This window comes from Microbacterium sp. P26, assembly GCF_023712585.1.
Lineage (GTDB): Bacteria > Actinomycetota > Actinomycetes > Actinomycetales > Microbacteriaceae > Microbacterium > Microbacterium algihabitans_A.
The window spans coordinates 253,764-276,435 of the sequence record NZ_JAMAXZ010000001.1 but is presented as its reverse complement, the minus strand read 5'-3'; the positions used below and the strand labels follow the sequence as shown (position 1 = coordinate 276,435).

The following is a 22,672-nucleotide window of genomic DNA, read 5'->3' as shown; positions in this document are numbered from 1 at the left end:
GGGCCGGGTGCGTGATCGTCCCGGCCCTTCGTCGTGCACTGTCGGGCGGCGTCGCCGTCTGCGGGGCGCCGGGGCTCCGGCATCCGGAACGGACCCCGGATGCCGCGTCAGTCCAGGATGCGGCAGTGCGTGGTCAGCTCGCCGATGCCGTCGATCCCGACGGTCACGGTGGAGCGGTCGCGCAGGAAGATCTGCGGATCGCGCGAGTAGCCGGCGCCGCCCGGGCTGCCGGTGGAGATGAGGGTGCCGGGGAGCAGCGTCACCGACTCCGACAACTTGTTGATGAGCGTGGCGACCGAGCGCACCATCTGGCCGGTGCTGGCGTCCTGCACGGTGTGTCCGTCGACGACGGTCCAGATGTGCAGGTCTTGCGGGTCGGGGATCTCATCGGCGGTGACCACGAACGGGCCGGTCGGGGTGAAACCGTCGAACGACTTGCATCGCGACCACTGGGCCTCGGAGAACTGGATGTTGCGCGCGGTCACGTCGTTGACCACGGTGTAGCCCCAGACGTGGTCGAGCGCCTCGGCTTCGGGGATGTCGCGTCCCGGTCGGCCGATGATGACGCCCAGCTCGGCTTCGTAGTCGACGGCCTCGCTGAGCGAGCGCGGCCACGAGGTGGTCTCGCCGTGCGCGGTCAGGGAGTTCGGCCACAGCACGAAGACGGTGGGGCCGGCGTCGGTCTTGAGCCCCAGCTCGCCGGAGTGCGCGGCGTAGTTGAGCCCCACGGCGAGGATCGAGGGGGGAGCGAGCACCGCCGAGGCGTAGCGGACGCCGTTCAGCGGATGCCGCGGAGCCGACGCTGCGGCGTCCTTCACCCGCGCGAGCAGGTCGTCGCCTCCCGCGATGAGCTGCTCGAGAGTGCTCGGGGCGCCCGCGAAGAAGTCGTCGACGAACGAGAACTCCTCGCCGTGGACGCTGACGAGACGGGGGGCTTCCGCCCCTTCCTGTGAACGGACGTGGGCGAAGCGCATGCCTCCACGCTACCGGGCCCGGCGCGGTGGCGAGGGCCGCAAGCCCCGGATGCCTTGTCGGAGGCCGCCTCTAGGCTGTGCGCATGAGCACCCCCTCGCCGCTGTCGCGTCCCGGGTCGGCGGAGGCCGCGCGCATCTCGACCGCGCCGCAGCCCGCCGTGTCCGCCGCTCCGCCCCGCACTCGACGCGGGGGAGTGGCGCTGTGGATCGTCGCGGTGCTGCTCGTGCCTCTGCTGGCGCTCCTCGTGCGGTACTTCACCGGCTTCCTCGGCACCGCCGCGACATTCATCGGGTTGATCCTGGCGGCGATCCCGTTCGTGATCGTGTGGTTCGCCGTGCGCTACATCGACCGGTGGGAGCCCGAACCGCGGCGCCTGCTCGTCTTCGCGGTGGCCTGGGGTGCGATCGCCGCCGTCACCATCGCCCTGGGCGTCGACCTCGTGATCTCGCTCCTGGTGGGCCGGCTACCCGAGGCGTTCAGCGCCGTCGTGCAGGCTCCGATCGTCGAAGAGGTCGCGAAGGGCCTGGGCGTGCTGCTCATCTTCGCGTTCGCGCGCCGCGCGTTCGACGGGCCCGTCGACGGCATCGTCTACGGCGCGTTGATCGGCGCGGGCTTCGCGCTCACCGAGAACGTGCAGTACTTCGCCATCAGCTACCTCGAGGGCGGACCGGGGCAGGTCGCCACGACGTTCTTCCTGCGTGCGGTGCTCTCGCCGTTCGCGCACGTCATGTTCACCAGCCTCACCGGATTCGCGTTCGGCCTCGCCGCGCGTCGCGGGCTGCGCACCGGCGCGGCGCTGGGGTACGGCATCCCAGGTCTGATCGGGGCGATCGTGCTGCACGCCCTGTGGAACGGCTCGGCCACCTTCTTCGACTTCTTCGAGATCTACGCCGCCCTGCAGGTGCCGCTGTTCGTGCTGTTCATCCTGGGCGTCCTGGCGCTCCGGCGCGAGGAGTCGCGACTCACCCGCGCCCGCCTCGGAGAATACGCAGCCGCGGGGTGGTTCACCCCTCAGGAGGTCGACATGCTCGCGACCGGTCCGGGGCGCAGGTCTGCGCTCGCGTGGGCGCGCACGCTGCCGGGCGACCGGTCGCCGGTGATGAAGTCGTTCATCGCGGATGCCACGGCGCTCGCCGCCGCTCGCCAACGGGCGATCTCGGGTCGCGATCCGCACGCGGCCGCGGCCGAACGCTATCTGCTCGAGCGCACGACGGCGGCGCGCGCGACCCTGCTCTCGCGCTGAGATCGACCGACGTCGCCGATGTCACCCGCCGGGGGTCTTGACACCGTCTGAGGTCGGGAGCACCATCGTGGTAGGCCAACTCAGCGCCCGGGAGACACGCAGGCATCGCCGCGGCACCGGGCGCTGAGTCTTTGTCCAGGGGCTTCGCCGATCGGTTCGGCGTGCTTGGATGGATGCATGACTGATCGCACCAAGCCGGAGTTCGACGCTCCCAGCGGCCCCGCCCCCTCCGACCTCGTCATCCGCGACATCATCGTCGGCGACGGCGACGAGGCCAAGCCCGGTGACACCGTCACCGTGCACTACGCCGGTGTCGAGTACGAGTCGGGCGAAGAGTTCGACTCGTCGTGGGGCCGTGGCGAGAGCATCCAGTTCCCCCTGCGCGGCCTGATCCAGGGCTGGCAGGACGGCATCCCGGGCATGAAGGTCGGCGGACGCCGCGAGCTGGTCATCCCGCCGCACCTCGCCTACGGCCCGGCGGGCGGACACTTCCTCGGCGGCAAGACCCTCATCTTCATCATCGACCTGCTCAAGGTCGGCTGACCTTCCGTTCGTCTTCGGACGTTCACGAACCCGAGGGGGCCGCGGCCTCCTCGGGTTCGTCATTTTCCACGATCGTGGAATACATTCGTGTGAATGGGAGTTGGCCCTCGTCAGGACGCCGAAACGGCTCCCCAGATCTCAAGGAGTGACATGACCGACACCACCGCCCTCGACATCCCCGGCTACAAGACCGGCACCTGGGTCCTCGACCCGAGCCACAGCGAGGTCACCTTCTCGGTGCGCCACATGATGATCTCGAAGGTGCGCGGCACCTTCGGCGTCAAGAGCGCCACCATCGTCGCCCCCGAGAACCCCCTCGAGGCCACCGTCGAGGCGTCGGTCGACGTCACCTCGGTCGACACCAAGGACGAGGGTCGCGACCAGCACCTCCGTTCGGCCGAGTTCTTCGACATCGAGACCTACCCGACGATGGACTTCCGCTCCACCGGCGTTCGCCTCGAAGACGGCGACTTCCTCGTCGATGGCGACCTGACCATCCGCGGCATCACCAAGCCCGCCACCTTCTCGCTCGACTTCGGTGGCTTCGGCACCGACCCGTGGGGCAACTACAAGGCCGGCGCGACCGCCAAGACGGTCATCAACCGCGAGGACTTCGGCCTCACCTGGAACGCGGCTCTCGAGAAGGGCGGCGTGCTCGTCGGCAAGGACGTCACCATCGAGCTCGACCTGCAGCTCTCGCTCCAGGCGTGATCTTCACGAGGGTCCGGATGCCGCGGCATCCGGGCCCTCGTCGTTTTCGGGCGGTCCCGGGTGCCTTGGCATCCGGGACCGTCGTGGTTCCGGGGTGATGCGTCAGACGTGCGCACGGCGGGGGAGCCGGATTCTCTGCTGCACCAGCAGGATGCCGAGGAACACGACGGCGGCGCCGACCGGTTCGTTCCAGCTGATGGTCTCGCCCAGCACGACGATGCCCAGGGCGACGCCGACGACGGGCGTGATGTAGGTGACGGTCGACGCCCGCGTGGGGCCCCAGGCGCGCAGCGTGTTCTGGTTCCAGACGTAGGCGACGCCCGTGCCGAGCACGCCGAGGGCCACGATGCTCGCCACCACGGGCAGATCGAGGCGGGGCGGCTCGGCCAGGATGAACGGCGACAGCAGCACCATGAGCGCGGCGGCGGGGCCGATGTAGCCGAAGGCGAAGGCCACGCCGGAGAGGCCGCTGTCGCCGAGGAAGCGCCGCATGTAGGCGAGGCTGAAGCCGTAGCAGGCGGTGGCGCCGAGCAGTGCGAGCTGGGCGACGGTGCTGTCGCCGACCTCGCCGACGGCCCCGGGGGCGATGATGATCGCCACGCCCGCGATGCCGACGCCGATGCCCACGAGCTGACCGACGCGGAGCTTCTCGACGCGGAACACCGCCCAGGCCATTACCGCCGTCATGATCGGCGTGGTGGCGTTGAAGATGCTCGCCAGGCCCGACGACACGTGCTGCTCGGCCCACGCGAACAGCAGGAACGGCACGACGCAGAACGACACCGACAAGACGCACAGGTGCGCCCAGACGCGCAGGGTGCGGGGGAGTCGTTCACGGCGGATCGCCACGATCGCCGCGAGGGCGAGGGCTCCGAACAGCAGTCGGCCGCCCGCGACCTGCGCGGGGGTCATTCCGGTGAGTGCGACGGCGATGAAGAGGAAGCTCGACCCCCACACGATGCCCGTGAGCACGAACTGCACGGTGATCGAGACGGGGGAGGGAGCGGGGGTGGATGCCACGGAGCCGACACTACGGCCGACCACCGACATCGCGCGGGCCGGTCGGCTGCGACGGCTGAAATCCGCCGACGATCGGCAGGCGCGTGTCGCGCGGCGCGTCAGGGCTGAGGGTCGAGTGCGTCGTACGCCCGGAAACGCGGCGTGAACCGCACCAGCGTGCCGACGAGGCCGAGGATCACGATCCCGCCGAACAGGGGCGGAACCCACAGCGCCGTGAGCGTCGCCAGCGTACCGGCGTACAGGGCTCCGATGCGGGGGCCGCCCGCCACCACGACGACGAAGATGCCCTGCAGTCGCCCCCGCATGGCATCCGGAACCGCCGCCTGCATCATCGTCGACCGATAGATCGCACTGACGTTGTCGGCCGCTCCCGAGACCGCGAGCACGAGCGCCGCGAGCACGATCAACAACACCGCCCCGTGCTCTTCGCCGGTGTCGGCGGGTCGCGCCCAGCCCAGGGTCGCGGCCAGGAGCACGACGCCGAACGCGGCGATCGACAGCCCGTACACCTGAATTGCGCGTTCGATGCCGAGCCCCTGGCGACGCACGCGACCGATCGGGCCCGAGAACAGGCTCGAGAAGAACGCCCCCGCCGCGACCGCCGCGGTGAGGACACCCGTGGTGATCGCCCCACCGCCGAGGAGGACCGCGCCGATCGCCGGGAACAGCGCCACGGGCTGGCCGAAGGTCATCGCGATGATGTCGAGCACGTACTGCAGGCGGATGTTCGGCGCGCGGCGCAGAAAGCGCACGCCGTCGCGGAGCGACTCGAGCCCGGGCCGTACGATCTCGCCCTCGGGGCGGAGTTTGGGCAGCGACCACAGCCCGAGGAACAGCGAGGTCATCAGCAGCACGTCGAGCGAGTAGGTCCACGCGTACCCTGCGAACGCGACCAGCACGCCGGCGAGGGCCGGGCCCGCCATGACCATGATCCCCACGGTCACGCCCTGCAGCGCCGCGGCCGCGGGAAGCAGGTCGCGCGAGATCAGGCGCGGGGTGATCGCCGACTTGGTCGCCATGACGATCGAGTTCGCCGCGGAGTTCACCACGCTCAGCACGAACAGCCACGCCACGGTCTCGAGGCCGGTCCACGCGAGCACCGCCAGCAACGCCGTCGAGACGAAGGTGACCACGGCCGCGAGCAGCGCCACGGTGCGTCGATCGAACGCGTCGGCGAGCATTCCGCCGTACAGGCCCGCGACGATCATGGGCAGCAGCCCCGCCACGGCGATCATCGACACGGCGAGGGTGCTCTGAGTGAGCTCGAACACGTGCAGCATGACGGCGACGACCGTCAGCTGACCGCCGAGGCCGGCGAGCGTCGACCCGACCCATAGGCGCGCGAACGCGGGAGAGGTGGTCAGGGGGCGGATGTCGATGAAGGCGCTCTGGCGCACGCTCATGCGTCGACCTCGATCCGCTTGAGGCGAGCGGAGTGGCCGCGCAGGATCTCGACGTCGCGCGGGGCCACGGCGAAGTGGGCGGCGAGGGCCCTCACGACGCCGTCGTTGGCCGCGCCGTCGACGGCGCGCTCGCGGACGTGGACCACGAGCCCGTCGGCGGTGTCTTCGACGAAGGGGCCGCGCCGGCTGCCGGGTTTGACGCGGACGGTGAGCTGCACGCATCGAGGCTACGCCAGGCCTCCGACACCGTCGGTCGCGTGCGGCGTCGGATCCGTGGCATCCGGAGCCCTCGAGGAGCGCGCTGCGCGGCCGGGCTCAAGCGTCGCCGACCGGTGCGGTCTCGGCATCCGGATGCTGGTAGACTCATGCGGTTGCCGTTCGATCGGCCGCGGATAAAGAGAGCTCGCACATCGTGTGACGGGCGCCGCGCAATGAGAAGGAAGGGGATCCCATCTATGGCACTCGAAGCAGACGTCAAGAAGGCGATCATCGAAGAGTACGCGACGCACCCCGGTGACACCGGATCCCCCGAGGTGCAGGTCGCGATGATGACGCAGCGCATCAAGGACCTCACCGAGCACCTCAAGATCCACAAGCACGACCACCACTCGCGCCGTGGACTCTTCCTGCTCGTCGGTCAGCGCCGTCGCCTGCTGGGTTACCTGCAGGATGTCGACATCAACCGTTACCGCTCGCTCATCGAGCGTCTCGGTCTGCGTCGCTAATCGCACCAGCGTTCTATCGCGCAAAACATTCTTGGAAGGCCGCCCCACGGTGTGGGGCGGCCTTCGTCATTCCCGGATGCCGGGCGGGAGGTCCCTGAGCTCGTCGAAGGGACCGGTGGCTTCGACAGGATCAGCCACCTCGGTCGCGAACCAGTTCAGGATGCCGCGCGGGACGCGACCAGGTCGGGGTGCCAGCGCTCGGCCACGTCGGGGTGGGCGCGCAGCCGCGACTTGAGCGCGTTCTCTCCGTAGGTCGCGTGGATGGGGTTCGACGGGTCCTGAGAGACGCCGCGGGCGTCGGCGGCGAGCTCGGCGGGCAACTCGATGATCGGCAGGCGCGCGTCGAGGGCCGGGTTGAAGAAGAACGGCACCGAGATGCGCTCGTCGGGGAAGCGCGGCGAGATCACCCGGTGGTTCGTCGCGGTGAGGTAGCCCTGCGTGGCGTACTCGAGCAGCTCGCCGATGTTGACGACGAACGCGCTCGGGACCGGGGGAGCGTCGACCCACTCGCCGTCGCGCTCGACCTGCAGGCCGCCCTTTCCGGGCTCGACCCAGAGCAGCGTGAGAACGCCCGAGTCCTTGTGGGCGCCGACCCCTTGCTGGGGCGTGGGGTCGTCCTTGCCGGGGTAGCGGACGATCTTGATGAGGGTCTGCGGGTCGCCGAAGTGACGGTCGAAGTACTGCTCCTCGGCGCCGAGCGCGAGGGCCCAGGCGCGCAGGAGCTTGCGGGCGATGCCGGTGAGGTGATCGTGCCACTCGGCCACGACCTCCTGCAGCTCGGGCTGGGCGGCGGGCCACAGGTTGGGTCCGACGAGACGGTTGTAGCCGGGGCCGTCGGGGTCGGTCACGGGCTCGCGCTCGGGGCCGATGTCGATCTGCTCGCGCCAGTCCACCCGGCCCTGCGTCAGCTCGCCGCCGACGCGGGTGTAGCCGCGGAAGTGCGGGCTCGTGACGTTCTCGATCGACAGCTTCTCGGCCTCGGGCAGGGCGAAGAAGTCCTTCGCGGCCTGCAGCAGGCGCCCCTCGAGGGTGGGGCTCACACCCGTGCCGGTGAGGTAGAAGAATCCGACGTCGTGCGTCGCGGCGCGCAGCTCGTCGCGGAACCGGGCGGCGGCATCCGGCCCCTGGTCGAGGAGCGAGAGGTCGAGGACGGGGAGATTGAGCTCGGACATGGGTCGAGGCTAGATCGGCGCGAGATGGCGTGCGCGAATGTTGCCGCGGGTTACTTCCGGCGCTCGGAAGGCGACTCGAGATGCGCGAATGGACGAATGTGCGTAATCTGTCACAGTCAGGTGAGGCTGTCCTTACCTGATCCGCACCGTCGCGACCCCGTCCTCTCACGAAAGTCGGAACACCCGCCCGTGCTTGCCAGCTTCTTCGCCACCTTCCTCATCGGCCTCCGCGAAGGCCTCGAGGCCGCGCTCGTCGTCGGCATCCTCGTGGCCTACCTCACGCGCGTCGGCCGGCGCGATGCGCTGCCGAAGCTGTGGACCGGAGTGGGCCTGGCGATCGCGCTCGCGCTCGCCATCGGCGCCGCGTTCACCTTCAGCGCCTACATGCTCACCTTCGAGGCGCAGGAGCTGCTCGGCGGCGGACTGTCGCTGCTCGCCGTGGCGATGGTCACCTGGATGATCTTCTGGATGCAGAAGGCCGGCCGCACGATGAAGTCGGGCCTCGAGGGCGGCGTCGACAAGGCGCTGCGCGGGGGCGTCTGGGCGCTCGTCGCGATCGGGTTCGTCTCGGTCGCCCGCGAAGGCGTCGAGACGACGCTGTTCCTGTGGGCCATGGTGCAGTCGTTCCAGGACCAGGCGGTCGCGCTGATCGGTGCCGTCGTCGGTCTCGGTGTCGCCGCGGTGCTCGGATGGTTCATCGCGCGCGGCATGCTGCGCCTCAACCTCGGCCGCTTCTTCACCTGGAGCGGGGGCTTCCTCGTGGTCGTGGCCGCGGGCGTGCTGGCCTACGCCTTCCATGACCTGCAGGAGGCCGGTGCGCTGCCCGGTCCGTTCGGGGCCGGCGCTCCCGTCGATCCCGCGACCGGACTCGTCGCGATCGGCTGGGCGGGTCTGCCCTTCGGCTGGGCGTTCGACGTCTCCGCCGTGATCGCGCCCGACAGCGCGCTTGCCGCGCTCCTGCAGGCCACCGTCGGCTTCATGCCGAAGATGACGTGGCTGCAGGTGATCGCGTGGGTGGTCTACATCGCCGTGGTCGTGCCGTTGTTCATCCGCGGCGTTCGCGGCAACCGACGTCCGCGCGCCGCGCAAGCCGCTGCGTCCGCGTCGGTCCCGGCCGCCCCCGCGGCCACAGCCTCGCCCACCGCGGCATCGCCGACCGCACCCGTCGCGCGGACCACGTCGACCGCGACCCCCGCCACGTCCTGACCCCTTCTTCCGCGCGCGCTGGGCGCCGCGGCATCCGCCCCACATCCGAACGGAGCACCCATGAATTCGACACGCCTCCTCGCGGCCACGGCCGTGGCCGGCGCGGCCGTCCTCGCCCTCTCGGGCTGCGTCGCCAAGGCCGACGCGGCCGCCGGGGGAGCGCTCGCCGTCACCTCGACCGCGAACGACTGCGCGGTGTCGGCGAGCACGGCGCCCAGTGGCACCGTCGCGTTCGACATCGCGAACAAGAGCGACCAGGTCACCGAGTTCTACCTGCTGGCCTCCGACGGCCTGCGGATCGTCGGCGAGGTCGAGAACGTCGCCCCGGGAGCCTCGCGCACCCTCACGGTCGTCGCTCAGCCCGGTGACTACTTCACCCTCTGCAAGCCCGGCATGGTCGGCGACGGCGTCGGCAAGAAGAGCTTCACCGTCACGGGTGACGCGGTCGCGGTCGAGGGTCCGGATGCCGAGCAGAAGAAGCAGGCCGTCGACCTCTACGCCGCGTTCGTGAAGGACCAGACGGGGCAGCTCCTCCCCGCCGTGCAGAGCTTCACCGCCGCCTACGAGTCGGGCGACGACGCGACCGCTCGCGAGCAGTTCCCGCGCGTGCGGGCGTTCTACGAGCGCATCGAGCCGATCGCGGAGGCGCTGGGCGACCTCGACCCGCGCATCGACTACCGGGAGGTCGACGCGGTCGCCGAGGGCCTGGAGTGGACCGGTTTCCACCGCATCGAGAAGGACCTGTGGGTTCCCGCGCAGGATGCGCTCAACGCCGATGGCGAGACGCCCGCGTGGAAGGACTGGGCGCCCTCGACGCCGGCCGAGCGCGCGACCTCCGGCGACAAGCTGATCGCCGACACGCAGGAGCTGTACGACTACGTGCACTCCGACACCTTCACGCAGACCCTCGAAGACCAGGGCGTGGCGGGCATCTCGAACGGCGCGATCGCGCTGCTCGACGAGGTCGCGACCGGCAAGATCAGCGGTGAAGAGGACTGGTGGTCGGGAACCGACCTCAACGACTTCGCCGCGAACGTCGAGGGCTCGAAGATGGCCTTCTCTCTCGTGCGCGACTTCGCCGAGTCGAAGGGCGACAAGGGTGCCGAGCTCGTCACCCGCATCGACGCCGGGTACGCCGACCTCGAGGCGGCACTGGCGACCTACGGCTCGCTCGACGCCGGCTTCGTTCCCTACAGCCAGGTCACCGAGGCCGACAAGCGCCAGCTCACCGACCTCATCAACGCCCTCGCCGAGCCGCTGTCGCAGCTGACGGTCACGATCCTGGAGTGAGCATGAGCGACGCCGAGAACACGCCCGACGAGAAGGCTCCGGATGCCGGCGGCCTGTCCCGCCGCGGACTCATGGGGTTGGCGCTGGGCGCCGGCGCCACGGGACTCGTGGTGGGCGCGGGCGGCGGCCTCGTCGGCGGGCAGGCGTTCGCGCGCGAGCAGCAGAAGGCGGTGATGGATGCCGCGGCGACGACGAGCGGCATCCATCAGCCCGGGATCACGACGGAAGTGCAGGAGCACCTGCACTTCGCGTCGTACGACATGATGGCGCGCACCACCCGCGACGACCTCGCCGAGCTGCTGTCGGACTGGACGTACGCGGCCACCCGCATGATGCAGGGACTCGAGGTGAGCGCGAGTGGCGCCGTCAACGGCTCGCCCGAGGCCCCGCCCGACGACACCGGCGAGGCGCTCGGCCTGCCCGCTAGCAACCTCACGATCACCTTCGGTTTCGGCCCCTCGCTGTTCGACCAGCGCTTCGGCCTCGAGGGACAGAAGCCCGCGGGGCTCGAGAGGCTTCCGGCCTTCCTCGGCGACGACCTCGACCCGCTCCGCTCCGACGGCGACTTGTGCATCCAGGCGTGCGCCGACGACCCCCAGGTCGCCGTGCACGCGATCCGCAATCTCAGCCGCATCGCCTTCGGACGGGCGACCATCCGCTGGTCGCAGCTCGGATTCGGCCGCACCTCGAAGACCACGGCCGACCAGTCGACGCCCCGCAACCTGTTCGGCTACAAGGACGGAACGGCCAACATCCTCGCCGACGACGCGGCCGCTCTCGACGAGAACGTGTGGGTGTCGGCATCCGAGGGTCCGGCGTGGCTCGCGGGCGGGTCGTACCTCGTCGCGCGTCGCATCGCGATGCTCATCGAGACGTGGGACCGCACGCGTCTCGCCGAGCAGGACCGCGTCGTCGGGCGCGACAAGGCGAACGGCGCCCCGCTCTCGGGCGGCGACGAGTTTGCCGCGCCCGACTTCTCCGCCGTCGGGGCGACGGGCAAGCCCGCGATCGACGCGCGCAGTCACGTGCGGCTCGCGCATCCCGACATGAACGGCGGCATCCGCATCCTCCGCCGCGGCTACAACTTCGTCGACGGCACGACCGACCTCGGACGCCTCAACGCGGGGCTGTTCTTCCTGTCGTTCCAGAAGAGCCCCGACCGCTTCATCACCCTGCAGAAGGCTCTGGCGACGGATGCCATGGGCGAATACCTGCGCCACGTCGGCTCGGGACTGTGGGCCGTGCCGCCCGCCGCCCCGTCCGGCACCTCGATCGGCGCGGGACTGCTCGGAGCGTAGAGCGGCTGCGCCCCGCGCGGGGTCCGGCCGGCAGGTGGCTGAGCGTGTCGAAGCCACCGGACGCCTGCGGGGGTCCGGTCGGCAGGTGGCTGAGCGTGTCGAAGCCACCGGGCGCGCGCGGGTCCCGGTCCCTTCGACAGGCTCAGGGACCTCGTGTTGCGCCGGGCGTGCGCGGGGGTCCGGTCCCTTCGACAGGCTCAGGGACCTCGTGTTGCGCCGGGCGGTCGCAGGGTCCGGTCCCTTCGGCGGGCTCAGGGACCTCGCGTGGATGCCGCGGGCCGGCGGCCGACGCCGAGCGCGCGATCGCGGAAGAGCCACGGCATCCGGGGCTCGACGAGCGGGCGGAAGACGCGCCGTACCGGGCGGCTCGACAGGGCCACGGCGATGGCGACGCTGGCGAGCACGACGACCGGGATCCACACCCACATCGGTTCGAGCCCCCGCAGCACCCCCGACTGGCGGAACGGGTAGAGCACGAGAGTGTGGAGCAGATACACGTACATCGTGGAACGGCCGAGGTGCGTCCACCGGGTCTCGCGGCGCGGGATCAGCACGAGGAACGCCGTCATCAGCACCAGCGCGAGGGCGATGATCGCCAGGCGCCCGGCGCCCGCCCACCATTGCGGGGCGTCGAGATCGACGTAGGCGTCGACGAAGAAGAACCACGTTCCGAGGCGCAGATCCTGCCACGTGTCGACGAACACGAAGGCGAGCACGCCGGCTCCCGCGAGGATGCCCGCGGCGACCACCCGCATCCACGCCGGGCGGCTCGCGAGCAGCCCGAGGCGTGCGACGACGTCGCGCTCGCGCAGCCACCACCCGAGGGTGAAGAACGGCAGCAGGCCGAGGAACCGCGAGACCGAGAAGGTCGAGTCGATGCTTGGCAGGTATCCCGCGGCGACCGAGATCGCCAGTGCCCAGACGACGGGGGCGCGCAGCAGAGCCAGATACGGCAGGGCGACACGGAACAGCGCGAGCGCGAGCAGGAACCACAGGGTCCACGACGGTTGGGCCGGGTCGAGGTTCGTGCGGCCGGTGACGGCGAACTGCACGATTGTCCAGAGGGTCTCGAAGATCACGTACGGCGCGATGAGATCGGTGAACACGCGCGCCATCCGCCGCCGCGTGGGCTCGGCCGCCGACGAGAAGTAGCCCGAGACGAGGGCGAACAGCGGCATGTGGAACGCGTAGACGAGCAGGTACAGTGCCTCCGCGGCATCCGAGTCGTAGGTGAGGCGCTGGATCGCGTGTCCGAGCACGACGAGCACGATCGCGGCGAAGCGGGCGTTGTCCCAGAAGGGCACGCGCGCGGTCACAGGGATGGGGGTCACGGCATCCGTCATCTCCAGCGACGCTAGTCGCGAGCCCGTGACGGGTCGACGGGGGCGGTTTCCGGATGCCGATGAGGTAGGAGGAATAAAGCTGGGCGTGGTGCGTTCCACCATGTATATTCAGATGCATACAAACGGAGGTCGCATCATGAACGAGACGAACACCTGGCCCGGAATGCAGTTCGGTGTCATGACGGTGAGCGACATCACCCAGGACCCGACCACCGGCGCGACGCCGAGCGAAGCCCAGCGCATCAAGGACACGCTCACGATCGCCAAGCACACCGAAGAGGTCGGCCTCGACGTCTTCGCCCTCGGCGAGCACCACAACCCGCCGTTTTGGTCGTCGTCGCCCACGACGACGCTCGCGTACATCGCGGCCCAGACCGAGCGCCTCATCCTCACGACCTCCACGACGCTCATCACCACGAACGACCCGGTGAAGATCGCCGAAGACTTCGCGATGCTGCAGCACGTCTCGAACGGCCGCGCCGACCTCATGCTCGGCCGCGGCAACACCGGCCCGGTCTACCCCTGGTTCGGCAAGGACATCCGGCAGGGTCTGCCGTTGACCATCGAGAACTACGACCTGCTGCACAAGCTGTGGCGTGAAGACGTCGTCGACTGGGAGGGAAAGTTCCGCACCCCGCTGCAGGGCTTCACCTCGACCCCGCGTCCCCTCGACGGCGTGCCCCCGTTCGTGTGGCACGGCTCGATCCGCACGCCCGAGATCGCCGAGCAGGCCGCCTACTACGGCAACGGCTTCTTCGCGAACAACATCTTCTGGCCCAAGGAGCACTACCAGCGCCTCATCACGCTGTACCGCGAGCGCTTCGCGCACTACGGCCACGGCACCCCGCAGCAGGCGATCGTCGGCCTCGGTGGCCAGGTGTTCATGCGCGCCAACTCGCAGGACGCCGTACGGGAGTTCCGCCCGTACTTCGACAACGCGCCCGTCTACGGCCACGGCCCGAGCCTCGAGGACTTCAGCGAGATGACCCCGCTGACCGTCGGCTCGCCGCAGCAGATCATCGACCGCTACGCCGCGATGCGCGAGACGTTCGGCGACTACCAGCGCCAGCTCTTCCTCATCGACCACGCCGGTCTTCCCACCAAGACCGTGCTCGAGCAGCTCGACATCTTGGGCGGCGAGGTCGTGCCGGTGCTGCGCAAGGAGCTGCAGAAGAACCGCCCGGCCGAGGTGCCCGACGCCCCCACGCACGCCAACCAGGTCGAGAGGATCTACGCCGGTGCGGCTCCGCGTCAGGCGGTTCCCGGTGCGAACCGGGGCGACAACATGGTGTCGGGGAGCCCGTACCAGGATGCCGCGCCCCGCTCGGGCAGCGCGTTCGGCGCCGCAGCGACCAAGGTCGGTGCCTGAGATGGCCGCCCGTCGCATCGCGGTCGTGACCGCGGGCCTGTCGACGCCCTCGTCGACCCGCATGCTCGGTGACCGGCTCAGCCACGCCGTGCTCGCGGAGCTGCGCGAGCGCGGGATCGAGGCCACCGCCGACGTGTTCGAGCTGCGTGACTACGCGCACGACCTCACCGACAACCTGCTCACCGGCTTCGCCCCGCCCGCCCTCGAGCAGATGATCAACACGGTCGTCTCGGCCGACGGCATCATCGCCGTCACGCCGATCTTCTCGACGAGCTACTCGGGCCTGTTCAAGTCGTTCATCGACGTGCTCGACCCGCAGGCGCTCACCGGAACCCCCGTGCTCATCGGAGCGAACGCCGGCACCGCCCGGCACTCGCTCGCGATCGACTACGCGATCCGTCCGCTGTTCACCTACCTGCACGCCAACCCCGTGCCGACCGGGGTGTTCGCCGCCTCGAGCGACTGGGGTGCCAACGCCGACGAGGTCGCCCCGCTCGGATCCCGCGTCGACCGCGGCGCCCGTGAGCTCGCGGATGCCATCGCCGCCCGCGAACCCGTGCGCGACGCCGACCCCTTCGACCCGTCCTCGTACCTCGGCGAGGGCCGCTCGTTCGGTCACCTGCTGGGTGGTCTGTCGGGGGAGTGACCCTGTGACGGAGCCCCGTCGCCCGTTCGTTCGGGTGGCGGGGCTTCGTGCTGTCCGCGCGGCTTCCCGTGCTGTGCGCGCGATGACGCACGGCGGTGTCCGCGCGGCGACGCAGAGTGAGGGATTCGCGCAACCTCAGCCGATAACGGGGGTTTTGGGCTGAGGTTGTGCGGATCGCTGAGGGTGTGCGGATCGCGGTGCGCGGGCGTGGCGGCGCTGAGTGAGCGATTCGCGCAACCTCAGCCGATAACGGGGGTTTTGGGCTGAGGTTTTTCGGATCACTGAGGTTGTGCGGATCGGTGAGGGGCGCGGATCGCGGTGCGCGGGCGTGGCGGCGCTGAGCGAGCGATTCGCGCAATCTCAGTCGTCATCCGGGGGTTTCGGGCTGAGGTTGTGCGGATTGCTGAGGGTGTGCGGTTCGCTGAGGTGTGCGGATCGCGGTGGGCGGGCGTGGCGGCGCTGAGTGAGCGATTCGCGCAATCTCAGTCGTCATCTGGGGGTGTGGGCTGAGGATGTGCGGATCGCTGAGGATGTGCGGATCGCGGGGGCGGGCGTGGTGGCGCTGAGCGAGCGGTTCGCGCAATCTCAGTCGTCATGTGGGGGTTTGGGCTGAGGGTGTGCGGATCGCTGAGGATGTGCGGATCGCGGGGGCGGGCGTGGTGGCGCTGAGTGAGCGGTTCGCGCAATCTCAGTCGTCATGTGGGGGTTTGGGCTGAGGGTGTGCGGATCGCTGAGGTTGCGCGCATCGCGGTGGGCGGGACGCGGTCGGTGCAGCGGATGCGGAGCGGTGAGGCGACGGCATCCGTTCTGCGGCCTCGGCTCGAAGGCGACGCGGGCGCCGGGGCTCACGCACGCGGATCTAGGGTGGGAGCAAACGGGAGGAGACCGAATGGATGCCACGCAGTGGGACGAGCGCTACCGCGCCTCCGCCGGGGGAGTGTGGGCGACCCAGCCTCCCGCCGTCGTCCGTGAGATCGCCGGCGCGTTGGCACCGGGCTCCGCCGTCGACGTGGCAACCGGTGACGGACGCACCGCCCTCTGGCTGGCGCAGCGCGGCTGGACGGCGACGGGCATCGACTTCTCGAGCGCGGGTCTCGCGCTCGCCGCTGCCCGCCCGGGAGGCGACGCCGTCTCCTGGGTGCGTGCCGATGTGCACGAGTTCGAGCCCGCGGCATCCGTCGATCTGGTGGTGTCGTGCTACCTGCATCTGCGCGATAACGCCGCGGCCATCGCGCGGATCGCGGAGTGGGTCGCCGTCGGCGGGACGCTCGTGGTGATCGGCCACGACGTCGACAACATCGCCGCGGGCGGGCACGGTCCCTCCGACCCGGCGATCCTCTACACGCCCGAGCTGCTGCGCGGCGCGCTCGACGACCGCTTCCGCATCGAGCGCTGCGAGCAGGTGACGCGGGGCACCGCCGACTCCGAGCTGCGCGACGGGCACGCGCAGCCCGCGATCGACACGGTGCTGCACGCGGTGCGGGTGCGCTGAGAGGCGGCGGCCGGCCATGGCCGGGCGACGACGCCGGTCAGGTGCGTCGACCGGGCCGGAAAGGCTTGTGCCGATCGCCGGTGACCGGGGTCTTCGACGGGCTCAGCCACCTGGGGTGCGCCGGGCCGGTGGGTCCGCCGGTGACCGGGGGCTTCGGCAGGCTCAGCCACCTGGGGTGCGCCGACGGCAGCCGGTCCGCCGCGGGCCGGGAGGCTTCGACAGGCTCAGCCAGCGGACCCACCTCACAGCACGATGTCGTCGGTGCTCCGCAGCTCGCGCGCGGCGACCGGGCGTAGCCCACGACGCACGAAGGTGTCGGCCTCGACGAGCGGGCCGACGTCGACGCCCGCCTCGGCGGCGATGTCGGCGATCGGCACCTGGAACGTGCGGAACGCGCCGAGGGGCGGCACGACGAGGCCCTGCCGGGTGTCGACGAGCTCGCTCTGATCGAGCACGAAGCCGGCCGCGGCGAGCGAGTCGCCCTGACGCCATGCGGCGATCTTCCAGAACCGCAGCGGCACCCGGATGCCGCGGTAGGGCGGGTCGTCGTCGGCGAGCACCGGCGCGGTGAACACGGCGATGCGCTGGTCGGTCGCCTCGGCGTAGGCCAGGACGTGGTCTTCGAGGCCGAGCCAGAGCTCTTTCGACTGGTTGAAGCCGGCGGCCTGCGGCGCGGCGTTCGTGTAGAAGAACGTCGCTTCGGTGGCCTCGCGCGCCTCGTCGGCGGCGCCCCAGCCGGGATCGCGGCGGCGCACGAGATGCCCGCGGTCGAGATCATTGCGGCTGTAGACGTCGGGCCCGGCCTGCGCCTCGGCGGGAGCGCGCGAGTCGAGGCGCCACTCACCCGTGCGCGGCAGATCGAGCAGGCTCGCTCCGTCGATCACCACGGCGGTGACCGTCGCGAAACGCCGCTGCTCGTCGAGCAGCACCGTGAAGCGCGGGTAGTCGAGCCGCGTGGTGGGCTGCGCAGGAGAGGGGAGGGGCAGGGGGATGCCGAGGAAGTCCGGGTCGTAGCCGTCGCTCATGCCCCCATCGTGCCGGTGACCTCCGACATCGCGACAGACTGGATCGATGGAACAGCACGTGAAGACCCGCCCCGACGCCCCAGCCGGATTCTTCGCCGCCGAGGCCGCCGGGCTCCGGTGGCTCGCCGAGGCGGGCGGCGCACGCATCGCCGAGGTGATCGAGGTCGCCGACCGGCGGATCGTGCTGGAACGCATCGCCGAGACGCGTCCCTCCGGGGAGGCCGCCGATGCCTTCGGCGTCGCGCTCGCCGCGACCCACGATGCCGGGGCTGAGGCGTTCGGCTCGCCCCCGCCCGGCTGGACGGGCGACATCTTCATCGGCAGCCGCTCGCAACCGGCGCGACCGAAGCCGACGTGGGGCGTCTTCTACGCGGCGCAGCGCGTCGAGCCGTTCGTGTCGGTCGCGGTCGCGGCCGGCAACCTGTCGGCATCCGGGGCCGAGGTCGTCGGGCGCGCGTGCGCGCTGATCGCGGCCGGAGCCTTCGACGACGACGAGCCGCCCGCGCGCCTGCACGGGGATCTGTGGGCGGGCAACGTGCTGTGGGGCCACGAGGGGGTCGTGCTGATTGATCCGGCGGCCCACGGCGGTCACCGCGAGACGGATCTCGCGATGCTCCAGCTGTTCGGATGCCCGTTCCTCGAGCGCATCCTCGACGCCTACGATCGCGCGCACCCGTTGCGCGACGGCTGGAGCGAGCGGGTGCCGGTGCATCAGCTGCATCCGCTCGCCGTGCACGCCGCCGGACACGGGCCGTCGTACGGGCGCGCTCTTGTCGACGCCGCCGAGCAGACGCTCGCCCTGGGCTGAGGCGCCGGGAGCCGGCATCCGGGATCTCAGGAGTCCTGGCCGGGGCGCGGGACTTCGCAGAATCGGACGCACGACCGCCCAAGATCCGATTCCGGCGCGATCTTCCGATTCTGCGAGGGTCAGCCGCGCGCGGACGCCCCGCGCTTCGCCCGCCGAGCGAGCACGAGGTCGATGCCGACGCCGATCCCCACGGCCACGACGACCGACACGACCACCGCCACCACCGGGCCGCCCGGCACGAGCGCCGCCACGACCGCGCCGATCACCGCTTGGTAGGCCGCCCACGCGAGGGCGGCGAGGGCCGCGACGCCGAGGTAGCGCGCCGGATTCACCCGCGCCGCACCCGCGGCGAGGTTCACCGCGAGCCGCGCGAACGGCACGAACCGCGCGGTGAAGAGCACGACAGCGGCGTTGCGCTCGAGACGTGCCCGCGCCCAGTCGAGGGCGGCGGAGACGCGGGGTCCGCGCATCCACGCCCAGCGCTCGACGCCCACGAGGCGCCCCACCAGATAGCAGCCGAGGTCGCCGGCGAAGGCCGCGACCCCCGCGACGAGGATCACCGCGGCGAGCGGGGGAGTGCCGTGGGCGACGGCGAAGGCGCCGAACGCCGTGACCGCGGCCTCACCGGGGATCACCACGAGGAACGCATCGGCGAACACCAGCAGCGCCATCGCGGGGAGCGCCCACGGACTCGCCGCGATCGCCTGCAGCCACGCGTCGACACCGTCCATTCGGTCACTCTCCGCCGTGGATCGAGACGCCCCGCCCACGCGCCGGTGACGCCCGGCGGAGCATCCGGTGAACATCGCGAACGTCGGGGCCCAACGGCGCCCCGCGGGCCCCGGCACGCCTCACCCTGGTGTCGTGAGAGTCGCGCTGCTGGCCGAATCCTTCCTCCCGCACATGAACGGGGTCACCGGTTCCGTTCTCCATGTCCTGCGCCATCTGGCGGAGGCGGGCCACGAGACGCTCGTGATCGCCCCCAAATCCGGCGACGTGACCGCCGATCTGCACGGAGCCCGCACCGAACTGCTGCGCTCGGTGCCGCTGCCCTCGTACCCCGAGGTGCGCGTGGTGTTCGCCCGGGCCGCGCGCCTGGGAGCCCTGCTGCGCGACTTCGATCCCGACGTCGTGCACCTGGCCTCCCCGTTCGTGCTGGGCTGGCAGGGGCTCGCCGCCGCCGACGCGCTCAAGATCCCCTCGGTCGCGGTGTACCAGACCGACGTCGTCGCCTACGCCCAGAAGTACGGACTGCCCCACGCGACGGCCCTCGTCGCCGGTCACGTCGCGCGCCTGCACCGCCGGGCGACCCTCACCCTCGCTCCGTCGTCGTCGTCGACGCGGCAGCTCGAGCAGCTGGGCGTCGACCGCATCCGCCGGTGGGGGCGGGGAGTGGATGCCGTGCGCTTCGCCCCCGAGCACCGCGACGAGTCGTGGCGCGCCGAGGTGGCCCCGGCCGGTCAGCGCATCGTGGGCTACGTCGGTCGCCTGGCACCCGAGAAGCAGGCCGACGACCTGCGCGCGCTCGCCGAGCTCGCCGACACCCGGCTGGTCATCGTGGGAGACGGGCCGTCGCGCCCCGCCCTCGAGAAGGCGATCCCGGATGCCGTGTTCACGGGCCACCTGTCGGGGTCGGAGCTCGCGCGGGTCATGGCGGGCTTCGACGTGTTCGTGCACCCGGGGGAGAGCGAGACGTTCGGCCAGACGATCCAGGAGGCGCTGGCCAGCGGCGTGCCCGTGGTCGCGACGGGTGTCGGCGGACCCCTCGACCTGGTGCGCTCGAGCGTCGACGGGTGGCTGTACAAGCCCGGCGACCTCGACGACATGCGCGCCCGCGTCGCCGATCTCGTCGGGGACGAGTCCAAACGCCGCGCGTTCTCGCGCGCCGCGCGCGACGCCGTGCAGGGCCGGACGTGGGAGGCGCTCACCCGCGACCTCGTCGGGCACTACGCGGATGCGGTGGCCCTGCGCCGCGTCGACGACGTGATGCTGCGACGCGGGATCGCGCGGCCGGCCGCGCCGGCGGCATCCGGAACCCGAGGGCGGTGGACCCGTTTCGTCGCCCTCGGCGACAGCCTGACCGAAGGACTGTGCGACGCCTCGCGCATGCCGAGCGGGCAGTTCCGCGGGTGGGCCGACCGTCTGGCGGAGCTCTTGGCCCACACGAGCGACGCGGGACCGTTCCGCTACGCCAACTTGGCCGTGCGCAGTCGTCGCGTGCGGCACCTGATAGACGAGCAGATTCCCGCGGCCCTCGCGCTCGAGCCCGATCTCGTGTCGATCCTCATCGGGGCGAACGATCTGGTGGGCCCCGCCCCGGTGCTGGCCGCGTTGGTCGCCGAGGTCGAGTCGGCCGTGCGCGCGGTGCGCCGCACGGGAGCCGACGTGCTGCTGGTCACGACCTTCTTGCCGCGTCGGCCCGCGGCCCGCATCTTCGCCCGCCGCTTCGCGGCCTACAACGTGCACCTGCGGCGCATCGCCGCGGAGCAGGGGGCGATGCTGCTCGACCTCGAAGCGGTGGGCGAGATCGGCGAGACGTCGATGTGGGCCGACGACCTCGTGCACCTCAGCTCGGCCGGTCACCGTCTCGTCGCCTATCGCGCGGCCGAAGCGCTCGGCGTGCCCGACGCGCGCGCACTGCTGGGGCTCGACGAGGCACTGCACGCCGACGATGGCGACCGGCCGGGCGGAACCTGGCTCACGCGTGACGCCCTGCCCTGGGTGTGGCGGCGCGTGCGGGGGCGCACGGCCGGCGACGGCGTGCTGGCCAAGCACACCGGGTACGTCGAGCTGCCCACCCGCGGCGATCGCGAGCGCGCCGACGCGGTGTGACCCGCTGCGGGCCGGCTCGGTCGCTGATCGCGCCGCTTGCCCGCTCCGCCGTGCGGATGCGTCAGTACCAGCCGGTCTGCTCCGAGTGCGCCCACGCCCCGCACGGTGAGCCGTAGCGGCCGCTGATGTAGGTCAGCCCCCACGAGATCTGGGTCGCCGCGTTGGTGCGCCAGTCGAGGCCCGCGGATGCCATCTTCTCGCCCGGCAGCGCCTGGGGGATGCCGTAGGCGCCGCTCCAGGGGTTGAGGGCGTCGGCGCGCCAGCCCGACTCGCGGTTCCACAGCGACACGAGGCACGAGAACTGGTCGTCGCCCCAGCCGTAGCTGCGGATCGCGCCGCGCGCGTGGTCACGGGCCTGGGACGGGCTCATGGTCGGACCAGCCGGGGCCGTGGACCCGCCGCCGCCCGCGTTCGATCCGCCGGAGCCGGAGCTGGACCCGCCGCCGGAGCTGGACCCGCCGCCGGAGCTGGACCCGCCGCCGGAGCTGGACCCGCCGCCGGAGCTCGACCCGCCGCCGGAACTGGAGCCGCCGCCGGAGCCTGAGCCACCGCTGCTCGATCCGCCGCCCGAGCCGCTGCCCCCGCTGGAGCCCCCGCCGCCGGAGGAGGAGCCGCCCGAGCCGCTGCCGCCCGCTCCGCCGCCCGGGGCCGAGCCCGAGCCGCCGGAGCCCGACCCGCCGGCGCTCGAGCCGGAGCCGGCACCGCCGTTCGATCCGGCGTTCGCGCCGCCGCCGGTCGCCCCACCGGGTGCGGCGGCGTCGCGCTGCGCCTTCTCGCGTTCGCGGGCGGCGCGTTCGGCGTCGGCGGTCGACTTGCGCAGAGCGGCGAGCTGCGCGTAGAGGTCGTTCAGCCGGGCCTGCGCCGACGCGACCGTGGCCGCCTCGGCATCCGCATCGCTCTGCGCCGTCGCCGCGGTCGACTGCGCGTCGGCAGCCAGACGTGCCGCTTCGTCACGGGCCTGCTCGGCCTGCTCCCGCAGGGAGGTGGCGACGTCGGAGGCACTACGGGCCTCGCCGGCGGTGCGCGCGGCCAAGGTGGTGACGCGGTCGAGGATGCCGAGGCGCTGCAACAGCGAGTCGGGGTCGGCGTTCGTCAGCAGCTGCGCCACCAGCGGGCCGCCGCCCACCGTGCGCATGAGGCGGGAGGCGCTCGCTCCGGCGCGCGTGCTCGCGGCGGAGAGCGCAGCGTCGGCCGCCTCGCTCTGGGCGGTGAGTCCCTCGGCGCGCTGCGCGGTCGTCTCGGCCTGCAGGCGCGTGCGTTCCGCGAGGGCGGAGGCGTCGAGGGCGCGGCGCGAGGCCTCGGCCGCCGAGGTCTCCGCGGCGTCGAGCTCGGCCAGCACACGGTCGACGGCGGCCTGGTCGACCGCCGCGACGGGGGAGACGGTCGAGGCGGAGAGGGATGTCGCGCTCGCCGGCGACGGGGCGATCAGCGCGCCCAGGAGCACGCACGCGAGGAGCGTGTGACTACTGCGACGAATGAGGCCCATGAGGTCACGCTAGAGCACTTCGCCGTGCCGTGCCCACCCCGCGAGGGCGGTCGCTGGTAGGGTGAGGACCGAATGCCGTCTTGGC

The 22,672-nt window shown here is 71.5% G+C and carries 21 protein-coding genes; 12 read left to right on the top strand and 9 right to left on the bottom strand.

The window, feature by feature from the left end; all coding sequences use genetic code 11:
• Positions 1-107: 107 nt before the first annotated feature.
• Positions 108-974 (bottom strand): fumarylacetoacetate hydrolase family protein, encoded by an 867-nt coding sequence (locus M3667_RS01390; RefSeq protein WP_251504049.1) that lies wholly within the window; start codon positions 972-974, stop codon positions 108-110.
• Positions 975-1,057: 83 nt separating this feature from the next.
• Here M3667_RS01390 and M3667_RS01385 point away from each other — a divergent pair, with 83 nt between their 5' ends.
• The 3 genes from M3667_RS01385 (at position 1,058) to M3667_RS01375 (ending at position 3,472) form a co-directional block, all read left to right on the top strand.
• Complete coding sequence (locus M3667_RS01385) at positions 1,058-2,218, top strand: PrsW family intramembrane metalloprotease (RefSeq protein WP_251504048.1); 1,161 nt, start codon at positions 1,058-1,060, stop codon at positions 2,216-2,218.
• A gap of 177 nt (positions 2,219-2,395) precedes the next feature.
• Positions 2,396-2,761 carry an FKBP-type peptidyl-prolyl cis-trans isomerase gene (locus tag M3667_RS01380; protein ID WP_013583439.1) on the top strand — a complete coding sequence of 122 codons (366 nt, stop codon included), beginning with the start codon at positions 2,396-2,398 and terminating at the stop codon, positions 2,759-2,761.
• Between the two features lie 150 nt (positions 2,762-2,911).
• Positions 2,912-3,472 (top strand): YceI family protein, encoded by a 561-nt coding sequence (locus M3667_RS01375; RefSeq protein ID WP_251504046.1) that lies wholly within the window; start codon positions 2,912-2,914, stop codon positions 3,470-3,472.
• Positions 3,473-3,574: 102 nt separating this feature from the next.
• Here the strand turns inward: M3667_RS01375 and M3667_RS01370 are convergent, their stop codons facing one another.
• The 3 genes from M3667_RS01370 to M3667_RS01360 all read right to left on the bottom strand — a co-directional run bounded on the left by M3667_RS01370 (position 3,575) and on the right by M3667_RS01360 (position 6,113).
• Positions 3,575-4,492 (bottom strand): DMT family transporter, encoded by a 918-nt coding sequence (locus M3667_RS01370; RefSeq protein ID WP_251504044.1) that lies wholly within the window; start codon positions 4,490-4,492, stop codon positions 3,575-3,577.
• 98 nt (positions 4,493-4,590) lie between these two features.
• Positions 4,591-5,895: an MFS transporter gene (locus tag M3667_RS01365; RefSeq protein ID WP_251504042.1), complete on the bottom strand. Its 1,305-nt coding sequence runs from the start codon at positions 5,893-5,895 to the stop codon at positions 4,591-4,593.
• A complete protein-coding gene (locus M3667_RS01360) occupies positions 5,892-6,113 on the bottom strand; it encodes a DUF167 domain-containing protein (RefSeq protein ID WP_251504040.1) in 222 nt (73 codons plus the stop codon). The genes M3667_RS01365 and M3667_RS01360 overlap by 4 nt, the downstream gene beginning before the upstream one ends.
• Before the next feature lie 237 nt (positions 6,114-6,350).
• Here M3667_RS01360 and rpsO point away from each other — a divergent pair, with 237 nt between their 5' ends.
• The gene (gene rpsO / locus M3667_RS01355; protein ID WP_013583433.1) at positions 6,351-6,620 is read left to right on the top strand and encodes a 30S ribosomal protein S15; all 270 of its coding nucleotides are present in this window, start codon (positions 6,351-6,353) and stop codon (positions 6,618-6,620) included.
• Between the two features lie 155 nt (positions 6,621-6,775).
• Here rpsO and M3667_RS01350 read toward each other — a convergent pair whose 3' ends face one another.
• On the bottom strand, positions 6,776-7,792 hold the full coding sequence (locus M3667_RS01350; protein WP_251504037.1) for an isopenicillin N synthase family oxygenase: 1,017 nt from the start codon (positions 7,790-7,792) through the stop codon (positions 6,776-6,778).
• Between the two features lie 189 nt (positions 7,793-7,981).
• Between M3667_RS01350 and efeU the strand changes: the two genes are divergently transcribed.
• Genes efeU through efeB form a run of 3 tightly spaced genes read left to right on the top strand, consistent with a single transcriptional unit; the run spans position 7,982 to position 11,586 of the window.
• Positions 7,982-8,998 carry an iron uptake transporter permease EfeU gene (gene efeU, locus M3667_RS01345; RefSeq protein ID WP_251504034.1) on the top strand — a complete coding sequence of 339 codons (1,017 nt, stop codon included), beginning with the start codon at positions 7,982-7,984 and terminating at the stop codon, positions 8,996-8,998.
• A gap of 60 nt (positions 8,999-9,058) precedes the next feature.
• Positions 9,059-10,288: an iron uptake system protein EfeO gene (gene efeO / locus M3667_RS01340; protein ID WP_251504031.1), complete on the top strand. Its 1,230-nt coding sequence runs from the start codon at positions 9,059-9,061 to the stop codon at positions 10,286-10,288.
• A 2-nt stretch (positions 10,289-10,290) separates the two neighbouring features.
• Entirely contained in the window at positions 10,291-11,586 is a 1,296-nt protein-coding gene (efeB, locus tag M3667_RS01335; RefSeq protein WP_251505030.1) for an iron uptake transporter deferrochelatase/peroxidase subunit, read from the top strand.
• Positions 11,587-11,837: 251 nt separating this feature from the next.
• Here efeB and M3667_RS01330 read toward each other — a convergent pair whose 3' ends face one another.
• Complete coding sequence (locus M3667_RS01330; RefSeq protein WP_251504028.1) at positions 11,838-12,929, bottom strand: acyltransferase family protein; 1,092 nt, start codon at positions 12,927-12,929, stop codon at positions 11,838-11,840.
• A 136-nt stretch (positions 12,930-13,065) separates the two neighbouring features.
• Here M3667_RS01330 and M3667_RS01325 point away from each other — a divergent pair, with 136 nt between their 5' ends.
• The 3 genes from M3667_RS01325 to M3667_RS01315 all read left to right on the top strand — a co-directional run bounded on the left by M3667_RS01325 (position 13,066) and on the right by M3667_RS01315 (position 16,436).
• On the top strand, positions 13,066-14,298 hold the full coding sequence (locus M3667_RS01325) for an LLM class flavin-dependent oxidoreductase (protein WP_251504026.1): 1,233 nt from the start codon (positions 13,066-13,068) through the stop codon (positions 14,296-14,298).
• A gap of 1 nt (position 14,299) precedes the next feature.
• A complete protein-coding gene (locus M3667_RS01320; protein WP_251504023.1) occupies positions 14,300-14,944 on the top strand; it encodes an FMN reductase in 645 nt (214 codons plus the stop codon).
• A gap of 889 nt (positions 14,945-15,833) precedes the next feature.
• On the top strand, positions 15,834-16,436 hold the full coding sequence (locus tag M3667_RS01315; RefSeq protein ID WP_251504021.1) for a bifunctional 2-polyprenyl-6-hydroxyphenol methylase/3-demethylubiquinol 3-O-methyltransferase UbiG: 603 nt from the start codon (positions 15,834-15,836) through the stop codon (positions 16,434-16,436).
• Positions 16,437-16,678: 242 nt separating this feature from the next.
• Here M3667_RS01315 and M3667_RS01310 read toward each other — a convergent pair whose 3' ends face one another.
• Positions 16,679-17,461: a DNA/RNA non-specific endonuclease gene (locus M3667_RS01310; RefSeq protein ID WP_251504018.1), complete on the bottom strand. Its 783-nt coding sequence runs from the start codon at positions 17,459-17,461 to the stop codon at positions 16,679-16,681.
• A 46-nt stretch (positions 17,462-17,507) separates the two neighbouring features.
• Between M3667_RS01310 and M3667_RS01305 the strand changes: the two genes are divergently transcribed.
• Positions 17,508-18,269: a fructosamine kinase family protein gene (locus tag M3667_RS01305; RefSeq protein ID WP_251504016.1), complete on the top strand. Its 762-nt coding sequence runs from the start codon at positions 17,508-17,510 to the stop codon at positions 18,267-18,269.
• A gap of 119 nt (positions 18,270-18,388) precedes the next feature.
• Here the strand turns inward: M3667_RS01305 and M3667_RS01300 are convergent, their stop codons facing one another.
• Positions 18,389-19,000 (bottom strand): DedA family protein, encoded by a 612-nt coding sequence (locus M3667_RS01300; RefSeq protein WP_251504013.1) that lies wholly within the window; start codon positions 18,998-19,000, stop codon positions 18,389-18,391.
• A gap of 133 nt (positions 19,001-19,133) precedes the next feature.
• On the opposite strand from M3667_RS01300, the gene M3667_RS01295 reads away from it, so the two are divergent.
• Positions 19,134-21,101, top strand: a complete 1,968-nt coding sequence (locus M3667_RS01295; RefSeq protein WP_251504010.1) for a glycosyltransferase — start codon at positions 19,134-19,136, stop codon at positions 21,099-21,101.
• Positions 21,102-21,162: 61 nt separating this feature from the next.
• Here M3667_RS01295 and M3667_RS01290 read toward each other — a convergent pair whose 3' ends face one another.
• Positions 21,163-22,587, bottom strand: coding sequence for a hypothetical protein (locus M3667_RS01290; RefSeq protein ID WP_251504007.1), 1,425 nt, complete (start codon positions 22,585-22,587; stop codon positions 21,163-21,165).
• Between the last annotated feature and the right edge of the window lie 85 nt (positions 22,588-22,672).

Excerpts from the sequence above, each read along its gene's own strand:
- efeB (WP_251505030.1), top strand. The coding sequence starts at position 10,291 with ATGAGCGACGCCGAGAACACGCCCGACGAGAAGGCTCCGGATGCCGGC.
- M3667_RS01310 (WP_251504018.1), bottom strand. The coding sequence starts at position 17,461 with ATGAGCGACGGCTACGACCCGGACTTCCTCGGCATCCCCCTGCCCCTC.
- efeO (WP_251504031.1), top strand. The coding sequence starts at position 9,059 with ATGAATTCGACACGCCTCCTCGCGGCCACGGCCGTGGCCGGCGCGGCC.
- M3667_RS01315 (WP_251504021.1), top strand. The coding sequence starts at position 15,834 with ATGGATGCCACGCAGTGGGACGAGCGCTACCGCGCCTCCGCCGGGGGA.
- M3667_RS01330 (WP_251504028.1), bottom strand. The coding sequence starts at position 12,929 with ATGACGGATGCCGTGACCCCCATCCCTGTGACCGCGCGCGTGCCCTTC.
- M3667_RS01300 (WP_251504013.1), bottom strand. The coding sequence starts at position 19,000 with ATGGACGGTGTCGACGCGTGGCTGCAGGCGATCGCGGCGAGTCCGTGG.
- rpsO (WP_013583433.1), top strand. The coding sequence starts at position 6,351 with ATGGCACTCGAAGCAGACGTCAAGAAGGCGATCATCGAAGAGTACGCG.
- M3667_RS01325 (WP_251504026.1), top strand. The coding sequence starts at position 13,066 with ATGAACGAGACGAACACCTGGCCCGGAATGCAGTTCGGTGTCATGACG.
- M3667_RS01305 (WP_251504016.1), top strand. The coding sequence starts at position 17,508 with ATGGAACAGCACGTGAAGACCCGCCCCGACGCCCCAGCCGGATTCTTC.
- M3667_RS01365 (WP_251504042.1), bottom strand. The coding sequence starts at position 5,895 with ATGAGCGTGCGCCAGAGCGCCTTCATCGACATCCGCCCCCTGACCACC.
- M3667_RS01385 (WP_251504048.1), top strand. The coding sequence starts at position 1,058 with ATGAGCACCCCCTCGCCGCTGTCGCGTCCCGGGTCGGCGGAGGCCGCG.
- M3667_RS01380 (WP_013583439.1), top strand. The coding sequence starts at position 2,396 with ATGACTGATCGCACCAAGCCGGAGTTCGACGCTCCCAGCGGCCCCGCC.
- M3667_RS01375 (WP_251504046.1), top strand. The coding sequence starts at position 2,912 with ATGACCGACACCACCGCCCTCGACATCCCCGGCTACAAGACCGGCACC.
- M3667_RS01320 (WP_251504023.1), top strand. The coding sequence starts at position 14,300 with ATGGCCGCCCGTCGCATCGCGGTCGTGACCGCGGGCCTGTCGACGCCC.
- M3667_RS01290 (WP_251504007.1), bottom strand. The coding sequence starts at position 22,587 with ATGGGCCTCATTCGTCGCAGTAGTCACACGCTCCTCGCGTGCGTGCTC.
- M3667_RS01350 (WP_251504037.1), bottom strand. The coding sequence starts at position 7,792 with ATGTCCGAGCTCAATCTCCCCGTCCTCGACCTCTCGCTCCTCGACCAG.
- M3667_RS01390 (WP_251504049.1), bottom strand. The coding sequence starts at position 974 with ATGCGCTTCGCCCACGTCCGTTCACAGGAAGGGGCGGAAGCCCCCCGT.